Annotated in this window: 18 protein-coding genes; 3 read left to right on the top strand and 15 right to left on the bottom strand. The window is 61.6% G+C overall.

Going from position 1 to position 17233, the window contains the following annotated elements; genetic code table 11:
* Positions 1–220 precede the first annotated feature (220 nt).
* Positions 221–961, top strand: a complete 741-nt coding sequence (locus tag LSO07_RS07305) for a GntR family transcriptional regulator (RefSeq protein WP_034781815.1) — start codon at positions 221–223, stop codon at positions 959–961.
* Between the two features lie 191 nt (positions 962–1152).
* Here LSO07_RS07305 and LSO07_RS07300 read toward each other — a convergent pair whose 3' ends face one another.
* From LSO07_RS07300 to rpsP, 10 genes are all read right to left on the bottom strand, one after another.
* Positions 1153–2622: a carbon-nitrogen hydrolase family protein gene (locus tag LSO07_RS07300; RefSeq protein WP_151093068.1), complete on the bottom strand. Its 1470-nt coding sequence runs from the start codon at positions 2620–2622 to the stop codon at positions 1153–1155.
* Positions 2619–3437, bottom strand: a complete 819-nt coding sequence (locus LSO07_RS07295; RefSeq protein ID WP_151093066.1) for an AraC family transcriptional regulator — start codon at positions 3435–3437, stop codon at positions 2619–2621. The genes LSO07_RS07300 and LSO07_RS07295 overlap by 4 nt, the downstream gene beginning before the upstream one ends.
* A gap of 78 nt (positions 3438–3515) precedes the next feature.
* A complete protein-coding gene (locus LSO07_RS07290; RefSeq protein ID WP_035825422.1) occupies positions 3516–3965 on the bottom strand; it encodes a CBS domain-containing protein in 450 nt (149 codons plus the stop codon).
* A gap of 81 nt (positions 3966–4046) precedes the next feature.
* Positions 4047–4382 (bottom strand): DUF3579 domain-containing protein, encoded by a 336-nt coding sequence (locus LSO07_RS07285; protein WP_029496213.1) that lies wholly within the window; start codon positions 4380–4382, stop codon positions 4047–4049.
* A 225-nt stretch (positions 4383–4607) separates the two neighbouring features.
* Positions 4608–5567 carry a CobD/CbiB family protein gene (locus tag LSO07_RS07280; protein ID WP_034759859.1) on the bottom strand — a complete coding sequence of 320 codons (960 nt, stop codon included), beginning with the start codon at positions 5565–5567 and terminating at the stop codon, positions 4608–4610.
* A 97-nt stretch (positions 5568–5664) separates the two neighbouring features.
* Positions 5665–6324, bottom strand: coding sequence for a CoA pyrophosphatase (locus tag LSO07_RS07275; RefSeq protein ID WP_151093064.1), 660 nt, complete (start codon positions 6322–6324; stop codon positions 5665–5667).
* Positions 6325–6405: 81 nt separating this feature from the next.
* On the bottom strand, positions 6406–6789 hold the full coding sequence (gene rplS / locus LSO07_RS07270; protein ID WP_010395528.1) for a 50S ribosomal protein L19: 384 nt from the start codon (positions 6787–6789) through the stop codon (positions 6406–6408).
* A gap of 133 nt (positions 6790–6922) precedes the next feature.
* The gene (gene trmD, locus LSO07_RS07265; RefSeq protein WP_151093062.1) at positions 6923–7669 is read right to left on the bottom strand and encodes a tRNA (guanosine(37)-N1)-methyltransferase TrmD; all 747 of its coding nucleotides are present in this window, start codon (positions 7667–7669) and stop codon (positions 6923–6925) included.
* A 50-nt stretch (positions 7670–7719) separates the two neighbouring features.
* On the bottom strand, positions 7720–8277 hold the full coding sequence (gene rimM / locus LSO07_RS07260; protein ID WP_070282501.1) for a ribosome maturation factor RimM: 558 nt from the start codon (positions 8275–8277) through the stop codon (positions 7720–7722).
* 13 nt (positions 8278–8290) lie between these two features.
* The gene (gene rpsP / locus LSO07_RS07255) at positions 8291–8542 is read right to left on the bottom strand and encodes a 30S ribosomal protein S16 (protein WP_010395524.1); all 252 of its coding nucleotides are present in this window, start codon (positions 8540–8542) and stop codon (positions 8291–8293) included.
* 288 nt (positions 8543–8830) lie between these two features.
* Here rpsP and LSO07_RS07250 point away from each other — a divergent pair, with 288 nt between their 5' ends.
* Both LSO07_RS07250 and LSO07_RS07245 read left to right on the top strand, forming a co-directional pair.
* Positions 8831–9265 carry an NINE protein gene (locus LSO07_RS07250; RefSeq protein WP_151093060.1) on the top strand — a complete coding sequence of 145 codons (435 nt, stop codon included), beginning with the start codon at positions 8831–8833 and terminating at the stop codon, positions 9263–9265.
* A 137-nt stretch (positions 9266–9402) separates the two neighbouring features.
* Positions 9403–10029 carry a glycine zipper 2TM domain-containing protein gene (locus LSO07_RS07245; protein ID WP_034781786.1) on the top strand — a complete coding sequence of 209 codons (627 nt, stop codon included), beginning with the start codon at positions 9403–9405 and terminating at the stop codon, positions 10027–10029.
* A gap of 181 nt (positions 10030–10210) precedes the next feature.
* Here LSO07_RS07245 and LSO07_RS07240 read toward each other — a convergent pair whose 3' ends face one another.
* The 5 genes from LSO07_RS07240 to alaS all read right to left on the bottom strand — a co-directional run bounded on the left by LSO07_RS07240 (position 10211) and on the right by alaS (position 17152).
* On the bottom strand, positions 10211–12001 hold the full coding sequence (locus LSO07_RS07240; protein ID WP_151093058.1) for an acyl-CoA dehydrogenase: 1791 nt from the start codon (positions 11999–12001) through the stop codon (positions 10211–10213).
* Positions 12002–12093: 92 nt separating this feature from the next.
* Positions 12094–13026 carry an electron transfer flavoprotein subunit alpha/FixB family protein gene (locus LSO07_RS07235; RefSeq protein ID WP_034781780.1) on the bottom strand — a complete coding sequence of 311 codons (933 nt, stop codon included), beginning with the start codon at positions 13024–13026 and terminating at the stop codon, positions 12094–12096.
* 42 nt (positions 13027–13068) lie between these two features.
* Complete coding sequence (locus tag LSO07_RS07230; protein ID WP_034759884.1) at positions 13069–13818, bottom strand: electron transfer flavoprotein subunit beta/FixA family protein; 750 nt, start codon at positions 13816–13818, stop codon at positions 13069–13071.
* A 256-nt stretch (positions 13819–14074) separates the two neighbouring features.
* Positions 14075–14332, bottom strand: a complete 258-nt coding sequence (locus LSO07_RS07225; RefSeq protein WP_225317265.1) for a sulfurtransferase TusA family protein — start codon at positions 14330–14332, stop codon at positions 14075–14077.
* Positions 14333–14539: 207 nt separating this feature from the next.
* Positions 14540–17152 (bottom strand): alanine--tRNA ligase, encoded by a 2613-nt coding sequence (gene alaS, locus LSO07_RS07220; protein WP_151093056.1) that lies wholly within the window; start codon positions 17150–17152, stop codon positions 14540–14542.
* Positions 17153–17233 lie beyond the last annotated feature (81 nt).

The raw sequence follows: 17233 nt of genomic DNA, 5'->3' as shown, positions 1-17233 counted from the left end.
TTGCAACTTTTTTTTTATAACGTTGCTTGAATCACACAGACCACTTTATCTAAATCAATCCGTAGCCCGTATGAGCGGGCTAAATCCCAGCGAAGCCAGGCATAAATTGCTGGCATGACAATTCAAATTGGTTTTATAACGGCCTTTTTTGGTATTATCCAGCGACACAAAACAGATACAGAGCGCGTCTGCAACGCGCCGTAACGGAGACCCTCAGCGTATGACAACCCTGGCTCACATCATGCAAGGCCTGGGGCAGACGAGTAGCCTGCCCCTGTACCAGCAACTGCAGCGCGCGCTGCGCGAAGCGATCGACAAGCGCATCCTCGGCCCCGAGGAAGCCCTGCCGGCCGAGCGCCAGCTGGCCAGCGACCTGTCCGTCTCGCGCATCACCGTGCGCAAGGCCATCGATGGCCTCGTCAACGAGGGCTTGCTGGTGCGGCGCCCCGGCTCGGGTAATTTCATCAATACGCGCATCGAGAAAAATTTCGCCAAGCTGACCTCGTTTTCCGAGGATATGCGGGCACGCGGACGCACGCCGCGCAGCGTGTGGCTCAAGCGCGCGGAGGGCACCGTCACCCCGGAAGAGGCCTTGCGCCTGCGGCTGTCGCCGGGCGCGCCCGTGTACCGCTTCCACCGCATCCGCTATGCGGACGAGGTGCCGATGTGCCTGGAATACGCGACCATCGTCGCCAGCTGCCTGCCGAACCTCGACGCTGTCGATATCTCCATGTATGACGCGCTGGAACAGGCGGGCAACCGGCCCGTGCGCGCCTTGCAACGGCTCAGCGCCTTGTTGTTGACGGGGGAGCAGGCCAGCCTGTTGCAGGCGGAGGAAGGCGACGCGGGATTGTCGGTGGAAAGACTGGGCTTTTTGCGCGATGGCCGCGCCGTGGAATTTTGCCGCTCCTACTTCCGCGGCGATATGTATGACTTCGTGGCCGAATTAAGTACCAATTAATACCAGCTGCCCGAATTTCTGAATACCAGATAAAACCACTTATTGCAGTGCAATATATATGCCGGCATCGCGGCTATATATGCACGGCAATGGTGCAATCATCGGCGGCGATTATGTGGCTGCCTGCGCGGAATATAAAATAAGAGCGTGCAATACGCTTTTGCGCATTGCAGCAAAACGGAGATTATCCGTCAGGAAGCGGGCGCGGCGCGGCGGCCCACGCACAGCAAAATCACACCCAACACCACGCACAGCCAGCCGAATAGCGGCCCCAGCCATCCTGCCCAGGTAGCGACGCTCGGGTGCGCCGGCAGCGGCGCCAGCAAGGTACTGCCCGGCATGGCGCTGCTGGCCCGCTCCGCCAGCACGCGTCCATACGCATCGCTGACCGTCAGCACACCCTCGCGCGCCGCGCGCAGCACGGCATAACCGTTTTCCACGCCGCGCACCACCGTCATGCGCGCCCCCATCCAGGCGTCCAGCTGGAAATCCCAGGCCGGCACCAGCATCGCCTGCGCCCCGGCCGCGCCATACGCCTGTCCCAGGGGTGCGAAATGCATGTCCTTGCAGATGGCCAGTCCCATGGCCATCCCCGCCACCGGCTGCACGGCATAGGCGCTGCCAGCAAGAAACTCGCGCTCGGGCGGCGCCAGATGATGTTTTTGATAGCTGACAGGCGCGGCGCCATCGGGCGCGAACAGCCACGCCAGGTTGCGCCGGCCGGCAGCGTCCTGCACGCCCAGCCCCAGGGTGATCCACACGCCCGTGCTACGCGCCAGCGCCTGGAAACGCTGTTGCACGACGTCCGCCTGCGCTGGGGCCAGCACGGCTATTTTTTCCGGCAACAGCACCAGCCTGGCGCCCTGCCCGGCCAGTTCTTCGACATGGCGCGCGTACTGGTCCCAGATGGCTTGTGTGCGCGCTGGCGGCGTGGCCGGGCCGATAAAGTCATCGATAGCCACTAGCCCCGCCAGCAGCCCTGCCGGCGCAAGTGCCGGAGCGCCCTGCACGCGCCAGGCGCCGCCGGCAAACGCCACCGCCAGCAGCAACACGGCAGCACTGGCCGCTGGCGCATACGCGCGGCCGCCCGCCAGCAGCAAGGCCAGCGCGGATGGCGCCAGGCACAGCAAAAACAGCAGGCCAGGCACGCCCGCCAGGGCCGCCACCTGCAGCACGGCAAGGTTATCCGCTTGCGAATACGCGAGGCTGCCCCAGTTACCGTCCGGCAGCAAGGCCGCCATCAGCGTATCGATGGCCACCCACAGCACGGGATACGCCAGCACCGTCCAGGACGCCCGATAGCGCAGCACGAGGCGCCGCGCGGCCAGCACCACCAGCAGCCACAACAGTGCCTTGACGGTGATCACGGCCAGCACGGCCGGCAAGGGCATGAGCAGGCGGAAATAGGCAAAGTTCGATGACAGGCCGAGCACGGCGGCCAGGAACGTCATCCAGGCCGCATCGCGGCGCGACGAGCGCAGGGCCAGCCACAGCACGGGCAGCGGCGCGCACCAGGCCAGCCAGCCCAGCGGCTGCGGTCCCAGCACCCAGTACAGGGGCAAGCCCGCCGCCAGCGCGGCGGCGGTTTGCAACAGGCGCTGGCGCAGCGCGGTGCCGCCGGCAAACGCAGCCGATGTAGTCAAGGTCGGGAACATGCTCATGCTTTCAAGGGGAGCCAGATTTCCACGCCGCCGATGCCGCTGGCGGGATCGAAATGCTGGTCGTAGCGTTCAAAATCGGGCGCGTCGGCCACTTCCAGCCCGGACTGGGGCAGCCATTCGTTCCACACCGTGTGCCAGGTGGCGCGGATGGTCGAAATATGCCCGCGGTGATGAAACACGGCGTAGCGCTGCGGTGCGATGCGCAGCCGCGTCCAGTTCTCGGGGGCCTGGGAAAAGTCGCTTACCGGCATGGCGCACAGGTAATCGAAATTGCCCGCGTCGTCATTGTTGCAGCACACGCCATACACCAGCTGGCCGGGCGCCACATGGGGCAGGAAGCGCTGCCACAGGGCGGGGATGCCGGCAGCCGTTTCTGCGCGATAACGTTCGACGAAGCCCGCCACCAGCAAGGCGGGGCCCTGCTCGAAACGGGGTGCTTCCAGAGGCACGCCCGTCGCCACATCCATTTTGATGGCGTCCACCAGCGCGAGGTTGCCGACATGGCGCTGGGCCCGTACCCGCTCCGGCGTGATCTGGAACTGCTCGCGGAAGGCCCGCGTAAATGCCTCATGGGAACTGTAGCCCGCTTCCAGCGCGACGGCGAGGATGTCTTGCGCGCCCTGCGCCAGCGCGCGGGCCGCCTCGCTGAGCCGGCGCGCCCGCACATAGCGCATCACGGAATGGCCCGTGGCCAGGCCAAACGCACGCGTCAGGTGACATGGCGAGGCACCGCCCACATTGGCGATGTCACCGAGCGAGATATTCTCCGCATAATGCGATTCGATATACCAGAGTGCCTTGGCCAGATAGTGCATGAACGCTTCCCGTTGAACGAGCAGCGACTGTAGCATTTTCGGGGGAAGTGGATTTGACTGGAATTGCGCAATACGGGCTTACTTCCGGGTGCGCTTTTCGTACACCAGCTGGCCGCTGCTGATGCGGGCCAGCTCGGCCATTTCCTGGGCCAGGAAGGCAAGCAGGTCGTCGATGCTGACGACGCCGGAGAGCGCGCCCAGGCTGTTGACCACGGGCAGGCGGCGGATGCCGTTGACGCGCATGCGTTCGATGATGTCATAGACGTCCTCGTCTTCGCTGGCGGTAAGCAGCTGCGCGCTCATGATGTCGCCCACCAGCAGGCTGGCGGGGTCGAGGCCCAGGGCAATGACGGAAATGACGATGTCGCGGTCGGTGAGGATGCCGATGGGGACGCGCTCGCCGTTCGGCTGCTCGGCCACGATCAGGTCACCCACGTGGTGCTGGCGCATCAGCAGCGCCGCGTCCTGCACGCTGGTGTCACGCTGGCAATGGATGGTGTGCAGGGTACAGATGTCGCCGATGCGCATGTCGCCACTCCGTTTGAGGCCGAGTGTCCACGCTACGCCAGCCCGCCGTGGCGGGTTTGAGGCACATCAATGAAACGGGTCTTACTTTTCTTCGGGAGGCGGCAGGAAGCAGGCTTCGACGATTTGCAGGTCGTTATCCTTGGCGAATTCGCGCACGAAGTGAAACGCCATCGGCTCGATCTCGCGCAACTTGGTGTTGACGACCACCGACTTGACGCCATTGACGACGGTCGGGCGCACGTAGGGCGAATACTGGAGGTGCGCATTGCGCCCGCCACCTTCGGGATTGAAACAGGACATCACTCCGCAAAGGCGCTCGGCCCAATCGCTGGGTCGGAATTGCTTGCCATTGCTGGTGAGACCAAGGATGAAGAACTCGTCTGAGAGTTCCCCTGTTTTTTGAGATAACTCGGCCATGTGGCTTGTCGGGACTGGATTGCGTGAATGGCCCCGGCGGATAAGCCGGGCTGGTAATTCAACTACGTTTGCTGCGGTAAGCCAGTATTATATCTTATAGAAGACTTGGGTTCTACCTCGATCTGCCCTGACGATGCAAACAGGGGCCGGCACGCCTTGCGCGCCAGCCCCTATTTTAACCTTGTTCCACGCGCAGGGCGCATGGATGGCGCATGTGCGCCCGCGTCAGCCGAGGAAAACGGCGCCCGACATCAACAGCAGCAGCAGCATCCACAGCAGCAAGGCGCGCCACACGAGGCCCACCGTACTCTGCAAGGCGCGCGCGCCCGGCTCTTCGCCTGGCAGGATATCGCTTTCGCTGTCGCTGTCATCGACGGCCATGTCCGGCGTGACGAGCACGCGGGCCGCCGTTTCCGCTGGCGTGCCCAGGCGTACGCCCATGGCGCCGCCGCCAGCCGTCAAAATGATGCCGATGGCCTCGTCCTGCCAGCGCTGGGCGAAGTTGCGCCAGGCGTAGATGGCATCCTCAAAATTGCCGACCACGGCAAACGCCACGGCCGTCAGGCGCACGGGAATCCAGTCGATCCAGTAAAAGGCGCGCGCGGCGAACTGGCCGAACGCTTCATTGCGCATGTGCTCGGGTTCGTTCCAGGCGCGCGCCAGGTATTCGGCCACACGGTACATCACGGCGCAGGCAGGGCCCAGCGGCATGAGGAACCAGAAGAACACGCCAAATACATTGCGGTGCGTGGTGACCAGGGCTTTTTCCACGGCGATGCGGGCGATTTCGCTCGCTTCCATGCCCACCGTGTCGAGCTTGGTCCACTCGGCCAGCAAGGTGCGCGCGGTCGCTTCGTCGCCGGCGCTCAGGGCCAGCTGGATCGACGTGAAGTAATGGCTGTAGTGGCGGAAGCCCAGGGTCAGGTAGACGATGAGGACGTTCCAGGCAAAGGCCAGCAGGGTCAGCTGATAATGCTGCAAGAGCCAGTAAATGCCGGCCGTCGGCACCATCAGCACGCCGATCATGAGGAACCAGCCCATGCGGCCATGGTTGGCGTGGCCGGCATTGAACCAGGTCTCCATGCGCATTGCCAGGCTCTTGATTTCGGCGTAGATCGGATTGTCCGCGCGCAAAGGTTTGAGCTGCTCGATCAGCAATGCGCAAAGTATGGAGAGAAATGTCATCAAACGTCCTTTTTGTCTTTTTCAGCAATACCGCAATGCCCGCTACGATAGCGCAGTGCAGTGCTGGAATCAAACTTATTACGTGCGGGGCGCCATTTTACGCGCGCAAGAGGTGAAACAGATTGCGCAGCATGCCGGCGGTGGCGCCCCAGATGTAGAAGCGCTCGTACGGCATGGCGTAGAACGAGCGCCGTCCGCCGGGCAATTCCACCGACAGGCGCTGATGGTTGAGGCCATCCATGAGGAAGACCAGCGGCACTTCGAAGATTTCCGCCACTTCGGACGGGTCGGCGCGCAGCTCGAACGGCGGCGTCACCAGGCCCACCACGGGCGTGACCTGATAGCCGGTACCCGTCAGGTAATCGGGCAGGCAGCCCAGCACTTCGATATGCTCGCGCGCCAGGCCCACTTCTTCTTCCGTTTCGCGCAAGGCCGTGGCGATGGGCGACGCATCGAAGGCTTCGCTGCGCCCGCCTGGAAAGCTGACCTGCCCCGCATGGCTGCTCAGGTGGTCCGTGCGCATGGTCAGCAAGATGGTCAAGCCCTGTGGCCGTTGCACCAGGGGAATGAGCACGGCGGCGCGCACTGGCACGGCACGGGCGGAAAGAAAATCCTGGGTAATCTCGGGCTGCCAGTCAGGCTGTTCGGCCAGGCGCTGGCGCAGCCAGCCGGGCGTCAGGCGCACGGCGTCCAGCGCCGCCTCGCCGGCGATCGCATCGATGGCGAGTTGTTTTGGATCAAATGCGATAGTGGCCATGGCAGCTTGCCTCAATAGCAATTCAGAATAAAAAAAGGGGCACCATAACAGGCACCCCTTTTCCCAACGCAGACGCTGATATTACGCGCTTGCTTTCGCCACAACGCGGCGATTTGGCAATTTTTCTTTGATACGCGCCGATTTACCCGAACGCTCACGCAGATAGTACAGCTTGGCGCGGCGAACGTCACCACGGCGTTTCACTTCGATCGAAGCGATCAGCGGCGAGTACAGTTGGAACGTACGCTCAACGCCTTCGCCGGACGAGATCTTGCGAACGATGAAGTTCGAGTTCAGGCCACGGTTACGACGGGAGATAACGACGCCTTCGTAAGCCTGGGCGCGCTTGCGCGTACCTTCGACTACGTTGACGCTGACGATAACGGTATCGCCTGGTGCGAATTCAGGAATGGTTTTACCCAGACGAGCAATTTCTTCCTGCTCTAATTGTTGAATCAAGTCCATTTTTATAACTCCGAAAACCATCATGCCGGCGCACTGTGGATAGCAAGTATCCGCCCGGTAGAGGATGGGTATTACCAATTTGGGCAACATGCCCGGCACTGCAAGGCCACCCTGCCTGCCGTCCGGAGACGGCTTACAGGCTGGCCAGGAATTTTTCGTCGGTCTTGCTGAGCAAGCCGGCGGCACGCGCACTGACCAGCAGGTCAGGCCGCTTTGTCGCGGTCGCTTCCAGCATGCGCTGGCGGCGCCACTTGACGATCTCGGCATGGTTTCCACCCATCAAGACGGGCGGCACGGCCATGCCTTCATATGTTTCCGGCCGCGTGTAGTGCGGCGAATCGAGCAAGCCATTGACAAAGCTGTCCTCGATGGCCGATGCCTCGGTGTTCAAGACACCCGGCAACAGGCGGATCACCGCATCCATCAGCGCCATGGCAGGCAATTCACCGCCCGACAGGACAAAGTCGCCAACGCTGATTTCTTCGTCGACGCAACGGTCCAGCAAACGCTGGTCCACGGCTTCATAGCGGCCACACAGGATCACCAAACCAGGTTCGGCTTTCAGTTGCGTGACGCGCTCGTGCGTCAACGGACGGCCTTGCGGCGACATGAACACCACGCGGGGCGCCGCCAGACCGAGGTCAAGCTGGCGTTGCTTCGCGGCATGAATTGTCGCTTCAAGGGGACGGGCCATCATCACCATGCCGGGGCCGCCGCCATACGGGCGGTCATCCACGGTACGGTGATTGTCGGTCGTGAAATCACGGGGATTCCACAGCGACAAGCCACATTTCCCCTGCTCGAAGGCGCGCCGGGTCACACCCGACTGCGTCAGCGCGGCAAACATTTCCGGGAACAGGGTCACGACATCAAATTGCATCGTTCACCATCCTGCAAAGTTTGCCCGGCGCAAAGTTAAGCGCAGGCGGTTTAATAATCGAGGCCCCAGTCGACCGTGATCTTGCTGGCAGCCTTGTCAACGTTAATGACAAACTGGCCAACAAACGGGATCAGGCGCTCAGGCGCCTTTTCAACGGTCTCATCGGCAGTGGCGACGGGCGTAACGCGCAAGATCGACTGCGGACCATTGCTCATCATGTCGTGCACTGTGCCGAGGCACTCGCCTTGCAAATTCTCGACTGTCAGTCCGATCAGATCGGACCAATAAAATTCATCGGCCGTCAGCGTCGGGAAATGGCTACGCGGAATTTGCACAGAGACGCCTTTCAGCGCTTCTGCGGCATCCCGCCCGACCACACCCACCAGCTGGGCCACGACGTCGCCGCCGTGTAACTTCGCTTGCCTGACTTGAACATCATGCAAGGTCGGTTTATCAAACCACCAGGTTTTGACGCTTAATAATGCATCCGCATCTTCGGAGAAAGGAGTGATCCTGACTCCGCCAGCAATGCCATAAGCACCGGAGACATAGCCTACCTGTACCAGGTCATCGGGGACTTTCACCCCGGATGCAGTCTTGACCGTCAAACCAGTGATCTAATTAAGCTGCTGCTTTGTTGTTGCTGGCTACCAGGCGAGCAACGGTTGGCGACAATTGTGCGCCAACGCCTTGCCAGTAGGCCAGACGGTCTGCGGTGATACGCAGTGGAACTTCGCCACCTTGCGCCATCGGGTTGTAAAAACCGATACGCTCAATGAAGCGACCATCGCGGCGATTGCGCGAATCAGTAGCGACGATGTTGAAGAACGGGCGCTTCTTGGCGCCTCCACGAGCTAAACGAATAACGACCATAATATTTCCAAAAAGTGTGCTGAGGCGGAAAAAGCCGCAAATTATAGCGCGCTTTACCGCCAGGCAGCAAGCGTTATGATGACGGGCGTGTAATTTGGGCTAATCAAACATTATGACCAGTCATGGCCGAAGACGCAATAGGCGCGTGCGTCTATCGTGCCTGCCATGCCACGTCCAGGCGGTGATCTTGCACAACAGCATCGCCTGAACGCCGTCTGAAAGTGCTATCGTTGCGGCAAGCAATGACCGATACTGGCAATCTTTACCGATGAGCAACTCTGGAGTCCCATGACCACCGCTACCATTTTGCACCAGTCGCACAAAAACAAGGCATTCACGACACTACTGGCCTTCCTGCTGGGCATGCTGGGCGCCCACCGCTTCTACCTGCATGGCAGCAAAGACCGCTGGGGCTGGCTACACCTGGCCGCCCTGCCCGCCTCCTTGCTGTTGCGCCAGCTGTTTCCCGAGGCCGACTGGTTTTACCAGATTTTGCCGCTGACCCTGTCCGCCCTGAGCGGTTTCCTGGAAGCGCTGGTGCTGGGCCTGATGCCGGACGACAAGTGGGATGCGCGCTACAACGCTGGCTCCGGCCGCCTGTCGGACACGGGCTGGCCCCTGGCCGTCGTGCTGGTCGCTACCTTGATGCTAGGCGCAGGCGTACTGATCGCCACCATGGCGCGCCTGTTCGACTTGCTGTATACAGGCGGTGCCTACGGTTAATTTCCATGCGGAAAATGACTTCAGATATGGCGCGCCACACGCACATGTAAGTGTTGGTAAGCAATCATGATTTTCCTCTATACTGCATTCACAATGCCGACATTACTGGCACATTTAACACCCCCTAGGAGAAGATCATGATTCGTCGCCCACTCATCCTCGCAGTCGCCATCACGGCCCTGTTCAGCACCTCCGCCTTCGCGCAAAACCTGTCGCCGAAGGCGCAATACGCCTACGACACCAAGCAAGCCAGCACGCGCTATGCGGATGACAAGAAACTGTGCGCAGAAGAAAGCAGCTCGAAAGCCCGCATGCAATGCCTGCGCGACGCCAAGGGCGAATACGACCAGGCCATCATCAACGCCAAGGCCGCGCAAAAGGCCGGCAATTCGTACGCAGGCCAGAACAACAAGCCAGCCCAGCAGCAAATCTGCGCCGAGTGCGGCAAGGTGCTGGCAGTCAACGTCGCTGAAAAAGCGGGCGAAGGCGGCGCCCTGGGCATGATCGGCGGCGGCGTGGCCGGCGCCCTGCTGGGCCGCCAGGTCGGCGGCGGACGCGGCAAGGACCTGGCCACCCTGGCCGGCGCCGCCGGCGGCGCTTTCGCAGGCAAACAAGTCGAAGGCCACATGAAAAACAGCAAGGTGTGGACTGTCACCGTGCAATACGAAACAGGCGCCAAGGCTGACTTCGCATTTGACCAGGATCCTGGACTGGCGGCTGGCGACTTGGTACGTAATTCCGGTAATGGTATTGCCAGAAGATAAGAACGCAGGCAAAGCGTCCATGGCGGCGTTGCATTGTCTTGTCGCACTAGCGTGCTGCCTGCGACAACGCGCCTTGCCCTGAACGCTTTCCCAAGCATTCTTGATAGAAATAAAAAAAGCGCTGGAGAGTGATCTCCAGCGCTTTTTGCATTCAGCCAGCTTGCACTGGCCAAGCTTCAACTTAAAACTGCTCTTCCGACAAGGCCATCACGCCGGCGCTGCCATCGATGATGGTGGCGCGCAATCCTGGCGCTTGCGACAGGATGTGGTCGGCAAAGAAGCGCGCCGTGGCGATTTTTGCCTTGTAGAACGAAGCGTCGCCGCTGCCCTCGCCCAGCTTTTGCTGCGCCACCACGGCCGCGCGCGCCATTTGCCAGCCGCCCAGCACGATCCCGGCCAGCTTCAAATAGGGCACGCTGCCCGCGAACACGGCCTTGATGTCCGTCTTCATGTTCGCCACCACGTACTCGACCACGGCTTCCAGCGCGGCGCTGCCTTCGGCCAGGTGGCGCTGCATGGCCTGGAAGTCGGCGCCGGTCAGCTCGCCCAACTGGGCTTCCGTGGCGCGCACCTGGGCGATGATGGCTTTCGCCACGGCGCCGCCGTCGCGCACCGTCTTGCGGCCCACGAGGTCGTTCGCCTGGATGGCCGTGGTGCCTTCATAGATGGTGAGGATCTTGGCGTCGCGGTAATGCTGGGCGGCGCCTGTCTCTTCGATGAAACCCATGCCGCCATGCACTTGCACGCCATCGCGCGTGACATCCTGCGACATTTCCGTGGCCCAGCCCTTGATCACGGGCACCAGGTATTCATACGTCGCCAGGCTTTCCGCGCGCACGTCCGCCTCCGGATGGTGGTGCGCCACGTCGCTGATGGCCGCGCCCACGTAGGCCAGCGCGCGCGCCGCCTCCGTCTGCGAGCGCATCGACATCAGCATGCGGCGCACGTCCGGGTGGTGGATGATGGGCACCGGGCCAGGCGAGCCCGCCAGGTCGCGCGACTGCACGCGGTCCTTGGCGAACGCCACGGCCTGCTGGTAGGCGCGCTCGGCCAGGCCGATGCCTTGCAAGCCCACGCCGAAGCGGGCCGCGTTCATCATGATGAACATGTATTCGAGGCCGCGGTTTTCCTCACCCACCAGGGTGCCGATGGCGCCGCCGTGGTCGCCAAACTGCAATACCGCCGTCGGACTGGCCTTGATGCCCAGTTTATGCTCGATGGAAACACAGTGGGCGTCGTTGCGCGCGCCCAGGCTGCCATCGGCGTTGACGAGGAATTTCGGCACGATGAACAGCGAGATGCCTTTCACGCCAGCGGGCGCATCCGGCGTGCGGGCCAGCACCAGGTGGACGATATTTTCCGCCATGTCGTGTTCGCCGTACGTGATGAAAATCTTCGTGCCGAACACTTTATACGTGCCATCGTCCTGTGGCACGGCGCGCGTGCGCACGGCGGCCAGGTCGGAACCGGCCTGCGGCTCCGTCAGATTCATGGTACCCGTCCACTTGCCGGACACCAGGTTTTCCAGGTAAACCGCCTTTTGCTCATCGCTGCCGGCCGTCAGCAGCGCTTCGATGGCGCCGTCCGACAGCAGTGCCACGAGGGCGAACGAGATGCTGGCCGAGTTGAGCATTTCGATGCACGGCGTGGCCAAGAGCTTGGGCAAGCCCTGGCCGCCGAATTCCGTCGGGTGCTGCACGCCCTGCCAGCCCGCTTCGCCATACGCCTTGAACGCTTCCTTGAAGCCTTTCGAGGTGGTGACTTGGCCGTCGTGCCAGAAGCTCGGCTCCTTGTCGCTGGGGCCGTTCAAGGGGGCCACCACGCCGCCGCAGAACTTGGCGTTCTCTTCCAGCACGGCTTCGGCCGTGTCGGGCGTGGCGTCTTCGCAGCCGGGCAAGGTGTGGATTTCGGCCAGGCCGGCCAGTTCGTTCATCACGAACAACATGTCTTTCAGCGGGGCTTGATAGCTCATCTTCTTTTCTCCAAGAAAAAAGCCACGCGCGGCTCGCCGTGTGGGGCGGGCCGGCGTGGCTTTGTCAGTAACAAAACCGGAAGGGGTGTGACTTAACCCAGTTCTTTGACCAGTTGCGGCACGATCTCGAACAGATCGCCCACGATGCCGTAGTCGGCCACGGCAAAGATCGGCGCTTCAGGATCCTTGTTGATGGCGACGATGGTTTTCGAGTCTTTCATGCCGGCCAGATGCTGGATCGCGCCCGAGATACCGACGGCGATGTACAGCGATGGCGCGACGATCTTGCCCGTCTGGCCCACTTGCCAGTCGTTCGGCACGAAGCCGGCGTCGACGGCGGCGCGCGAAGCACCCATGGCGGCGCCCAGCTTGTCGGCCAGCGGTTCCAGGATGTGGAAGTTCTCGGCCGAACCCATGCCACGGCCGCCCGACACGATGATTTTCGCGGCGGTCAGTTCAGGGCGGTCGGACTTGGCCAGCTCGCGGCCCACGAAGGCCGATTTGCCATTGTCGGCAACGGCGGCGACGGTTTCCGTCGCAGCCGAACCGCCGGTGGCGGCAGCCGCGTCGAAGCCGGTGGTGCGCACGGTGATGACCTTGATCTTGTCGCCAGATTGCACGGTGGCAATCGCGTTACCGGCGTAGATCGGACGCTCGAAGGTGTCAGGGGAATCGACCTTGGTGATTTCCGAGATTTGCGCGACGTCCAGCTTGGCGGCCACGCGCGGCAGGATGTTCTTGCCGTAGGCGGTGGCTGGCGCCAGGATATGGCTGTAGTTGCCGGCGATGGCCAGCACTTGCTCGGCCACGTTTTCGGCCAGGCCGTCGGCAAAGTATGGCGCGTCGGCCACGATGACTTTCGTCACGCCGGCGATTTGCGCGGCGGCAGCGGCAGCGGCCGATGCGTTCGAACCTGCGACCAGTACGTGCACGTCGCCGCCGCACTGGGCGGCCGCGGTCACGGTGTGGTGGGTGCTGCCCTTTAAGGTAGCGTTGTCGTGTTCAGCAATAACTAATGCGACCATGATGTGTCCTGTAATTGTTCTGGATAAACGGCGGGGCCGCGCTTAGATGACTTTGGCTTCGGTACGCAGCTTGGCGACCAGGGTAGCGACGTCCGGCACCTTGATACCGGCCGAGCGCTTGGCTGGCTCGACGACTTTCAGGGTCTTCAGGCGTGGCGCAACGTCGACGCCCAGGTCTTCCGGCTTGACGGTCTCGAGCGGCTTTTTCTTCGCCTTCATGATGTTCGGCAAGGTCACATAGCGTGGCTCGTTCAAACGCAGGTCGGTGGTGATAATCGCTGGCAAGGTCAATGCCAGGGTTTCCAGGCCGCCGTCAACTTCGCGGGTAACGGTGACTTTACCGTCTTCCAGCACGACTTTCGAAGCGAACGTGGCTTGCGGCCAACCCAGCAGGGCTGCCAGCATCTGGCCGGTCTGGTTGCTGTCGTCATCGATGGCTTGCTTGCCCAGGATGATCAGTTGCGGCTGCTCTTTCTCGGCCAGGGATTTCACCAGCTTGGCGACGGCCAGCGGTTCCAGTTCAGTCGTCGTTTCCACCAGGATGCCGCGGTCGGCGCCGATGGCCATGGCCGTGCGCAGGGTTTCCTGGCACTGCGTCACGCCGCAGGAGATGGCGACCACTTCAGTGACCTTGCCAGCTTCTTTCAGGCGCATCGCTTCTTCCAGTGCGATCTCATCGAAAGGGTTCATCGACATTTTGACGTTGGCGGTATCGACGCCAGTGCCGTCACTCTTGACGCGGACTTTGACGTTGTAGTCGACCACGCGTTTGACGGGTACCAAGACTTTCATAGCTATGCCTTTGGGAAATTATAAAAATGACGGATCAAGTGCTGATTGTGCGTTCGATTATAAGAGAAATTTGAATCCTGAACCGAATTTAAGCACGATCGTGCGATTTTTTGTTAGAGCAATCCATCTAAACTGTCCAGCTTTGAGGATTTCAGGGGGCTCGGCCGCTACGCTGCAGGGCAGCAAAAGGGCCTGAAAGTGACGCGGCACGGCAAGGAGAAACCAGGCCGCACCACGGCGGCCCCGGCTGGCAGAATTATTTGCGTTGCATCAGGAAGACGAACTCGGTGCCCGTCTGCACATGCGACAGCAGGGCATTGCCCGTTTGCTTGGCGAAAGCCTGGAAGTCGCGCACGGAACCGGGATCGGTTGCCATGATGCGCAGCACTTCCCCGCTCTGCAGCTCTGACAAAGCCTTTTTCGCCTTCAGAATCGGTAACGGGCAATTCAAGCCCCGCGCGTCGAGTTCTTTGTGAAATTCCATAATCTCGGTATCAAGTAGTGTGTCGCTCATCATCAATATCCCACCATTGTTTTGTTGTACTGATTTTCGACATACTACTCTAAATCAGGGGCATTGACGCGCTGCACCAAAATAGTTCATCGGCTGTTGTGGTGTCACAACGAGATTCCACACGGCAAAACGGCCCACAAACAGTGTCTGCGGGCCGTTTTCAAGGGGCTGTGGGACGAAAACCCCGCATGCCCTCTAGCTTACGCCTTATTTTACGCGTTCGCCGACCCAGGCCGGCACGCCAGCCAGGGCATTCGCCAGGCCGCTCGGATCGGTGCCGCCAGCTTGCGCCATATCGGGGCGTCCGCCGCCTTTTCCGCCCACTTGCTGTGCAACGAAGTTCACCAGCTCGCCCGCTTTGACCTTGGAAGTCGCATCCGCCGTCACGCCGGCGATCAGGCTGACCTTGCCGTCCGCCACGCTGGCCAGCACGATGGCGGCCGTTTTCAGCTTGTCCTTCAGCTTGTCCATGGTTTCGCGCAAGCGGGCCACGTCGGCGCCGTCCAGCACGGCTGCGAGCACCTTGATGCCATTGACATCGACGGCTTGCGTGACCAGTTCATCGCCCTGGCCCGAGGCCAGTTTCGATTTCAGCGCGGCCAGCTCCTTCTCCAGCGCCTTCACATGGTCCTGCACCTGGCCGATGCGGGCAGTCAGCTCTTCCGGCTGCGCCTTCAGGGCGTTGGCCGCTTCGACCAGGCGGCGGTTGATGGTTTGCACCAGCGCCAGCGCACCTTCGCCCGTCACGGCTTCCACGCGGCGGATGCCGGCGGCAACACCGCTTTCGCCGATGATCTTGAACAGGCCGATATCGCCCGTGCGCTGCACATGGACGCCGCCGCACAGCTCTTTCGAGCTGCCGATATCGAGCACGCGCACTTCGTCGCCGTATTTCTCGCCGAACAGGGCCATCGCGCCATGCTTGACGGCATCGTCAAACGACATCAGGTGCGCTTGCGTGGCGCGGTTTTCCAGGATCTCTTTGTTGACGATGGTTTCCACGGCGGCGATCTGCTCGGCCGTCATCGGCGCATTGTGGCTGAAGTCGAAACGGGTTTTGTCCGGGTCGACCAGCGAACCCTTTTGCGCCACGTGGCTGCCCAGCACTTCGCGCAAGGCCTTGTGCATCAAGTGCGTGGCCGAGTGGTTGCGGATGGTGCGCGCGCGCTTGGCCGTATCGACCTGCGCCGAGACGGCGTCGCCTACCTTCAGTACGCCCGATTCCAGCACGCCGTGGTGGCCAAACACGTCAGCCTGGATTTTCAGGGTATCGCTGACGGCAAAGCTGCCTGCGCCCGAGGAAATCACGCCCTGGTCGCCCACCTGGCCGCCCGATTCCGCATAGAACGGCGTGGTGTCGAGCACGACGATGCCATCCTGGCCCGCCTTCAGTTCCGTGACCTGCGTGCCGGCCGCGTACAGCGCCACGACCTTGCTGCTGAACGTCAATTGATCGTAGCCGACGAAGGTGTTTTTCTCGCCCGTGTACTCGACCTTGCTGTCCTTGTGCGTCTTGCCGCCCTTGCGCGACAATTCCTGGCTTTCCTTCAGGGCAGCGTCGTAGCCGGCCTGGTCGAACGTGATATTGCGCTCGCGGCAAATGTCGGCCGTCAGGTCTGGCGGGAAGCCATACGTTTCATACAGCGTGAAGGCGGTGGCGCCGTCGATGCCCGTGGCATCCTTGGCCAGCTGCGCTTCCAGCACTTTCATGCCCGTTTCCAGGGTTTCGCCGAAACGCTCTTCCTCGGCTTTCAGCATGCTGGCGACGTTGTCTTTCGCTTCTTCCAGCTCGGGATAGGCGCCGCCCATCTCGATGGCCAGGTCGGCCACCAGCTTGTAGAAGAACGGTTTCGTCTGGCCCAGCTTGTGGCCATGGCGCAAGGCGCGGCGGATGATGCGGCGCAGGACATACGCGCGGCCTTCGCTGCCCGGAATGATGCCGTCGACGATCATGAAGGCGGCGGCGCGGATGTGGTCGGCGATCACGCGCAGCGACTTGTTTTCCAGGTCCGTGGCGCCCGTTTCGCGCGCGGCGGCCTTGATCAGGTGCTGGAACAGGTCGATTTCATAGTTCGAATGCACGTGCTGCAGCACGGCGGCAAGGCGCTCCATGCCCATGCCCGTGTCGACGCACGGTTTCGGCAGCTTGTGCATGACACCGGCTTCGTCGCGGTTGAACTGCATGAACACCAGGTTCCAGATTTCAATGAAGCGGTCGCCATCTTCGTCAGGCGAGCCCGGCGGGCCACCAGGAATGTCGGCGCCATGGTCGTAGAAGATTTCCGTGCATGGACCGCATGGGCCCGTGTCCGCCATCTGCCAGAAATTGTCCGATGCGTAGCGCGCACCCTTGTTGTCGCCGATGCGGATGATGCGCTCGGTCGGCACGCCGATTTCTTTCGCCCAGATATCGTACGCTTCGTCATCTTCGATGTAGACGGTGACCGTCAGCTTGTCAGCAGGCAAGCCGTACACCTTGGTCAGCAATTCCCACGCGTATTGAATCGCATCGCGCTTGAAATAGTCGCCGAAGCTGAAGTTGCCCAGCATTTCAAAGAAAGTATGGTGGCGCGCCGTGTAGCCGACGTTTTCCAGGTCGTTGTGCTTGCCGCCAGCGCGCACGCAGCGCTGCACCGAGGTGGCGCGCGTGTACGGACGGCTGTCCGTGCCCGTAAACACATCCTTGAATTGCACCATGCCGCTGTTCGTCAACAGCAAGGTCGGATCGTTGCCTGGCACCAGGGAGCTGGAACGGACGATGGAATGGCCCTTGGACTCGAAAAATTTGAGGAACTTGTCGCGGATTTCAGTTGATTTCATGTTTTTTTGGCAAAGAGTGGCGGCAGCTTTAAAGGGAAGATTATACGTGATATGGGGTGCGGCAATGACGGCTGGCCAGGG

Origin of the sequence: Janthinobacterium sp. PLB04, assembly GCF_021165895.1 — a bacterium.
GTDB lineage: Bacteria > Pseudomonadota > Gammaproteobacteria > Burkholderiales > Burkholderiaceae_D > Janthinobacterium > Janthinobacterium lividum.
Note: the sequence above shows the minus strand (reverse complement) of the source record. Positions and strands in the feature narration are given on the sequence as shown.

Bases quoted from the DNA above. Each gene is read 5' to 3' on its own strand.
- LSO07_RS07280 (WP_034759859.1), bottom strand. From the start codon at position 5,567: ATGACATTTCTCTCCATACTTTGCGCATTGCTGATCGAGCAGCTCAAA.
- trmD (WP_151093062.1), bottom strand. From the start codon at position 7,669: ATGCAATTTGATGTCGTGACCCTGTTCCCGGAAATGTTTGCCGCGCTG.
- LSO07_RS07305 (WP_034781815.1), top strand. From the start codon at position 221: ATGACAACCCTGGCTCACATCATGCAAGGCCTGGGGCAGACGAGTAGC.
- LSO07_RS07230 (WP_034759884.1), bottom strand. From the start codon at position 13,818: ATGAAAGTCTTGGTACCCGTCAAACGCGTGGTCGACTACAACGTCAAA.
- alaS (WP_151093056.1), bottom strand. From the start codon at position 17,152: ATGAAATCAACTGAAATCCGCGACAAGTTCCTCAAATTTTTCGAGTCC.
- LSO07_RS07250 (WP_151093060.1), top strand. From the start codon at position 8,831: ATGACCACCGCTACCATTTTGCACCAGTCGCACAAAAACAAGGCATTC.
- LSO07_RS07300 (WP_151093068.1), bottom strand. From the start codon at position 2,622: ATGAGCATGTTCCCGACCTTGACTACATCGGCTGCGTTTGCCGGCGGC.
- LSO07_RS07285 (WP_029496213.1), bottom strand. From the start codon at position 4,382: ATGGCCGAGTTATCTCAAAAAACAGGGGAACTCTCAGACGAGTTCTTC.
- LSO07_RS07290 (WP_035825422.1), bottom strand. From the start codon at position 3,965: ATGCGCATCGGCGACATCTGTACCCTGCACACCATCCATTGCCAGCGT.
- rpsP (WP_010395524.1), bottom strand. From the start codon at position 8,542: ATGGTCGTTATTCGTTTAGCTCGTGGAGGCGCCAAGAAGCGCCCGTTC.
- LSO07_RS07275 (WP_151093064.1), bottom strand. From the start codon at position 6,324: ATGGCCACTATCGCATTTGATCCAAAACAACTCGCCATCGATGCGATC.
- LSO07_RS07225 (WP_225317265.1), bottom strand. From the start codon at position 14,332: ATGAGCGACACACTACTTGATACCGAGATTATGGAATTTCACAAAGAA.
- LSO07_RS07235 (WP_034781780.1), bottom strand. From the start codon at position 13,026: ATGGTCGCATTAGTTATTGCTGAACACGACAACGCTACCTTAAAGGGC.
- rplS (WP_010395528.1), bottom strand. From the start codon at position 6,789: ATGGACTTGATTCAACAATTAGAGCAGGAAGAAATTGCTCGTCTGGGT.
- LSO07_RS07245 (WP_034781786.1), top strand. From the start codon at position 9,403: ATGATTCGTCGCCCACTCATCCTCGCAGTCGCCATCACGGCCCTGTTC.
- LSO07_RS07295 (WP_151093066.1), bottom strand. From the start codon at position 3,437: ATGCACTATCTGGCCAAGGCACTCTGGTATATCGAATCGCATTATGCG.
- LSO07_RS07240 (WP_151093058.1), bottom strand. From the start codon at position 12,001: ATGAGCTATCAAGCCCCGCTGAAAGACATGTTGTTCGTGATGAACGAA.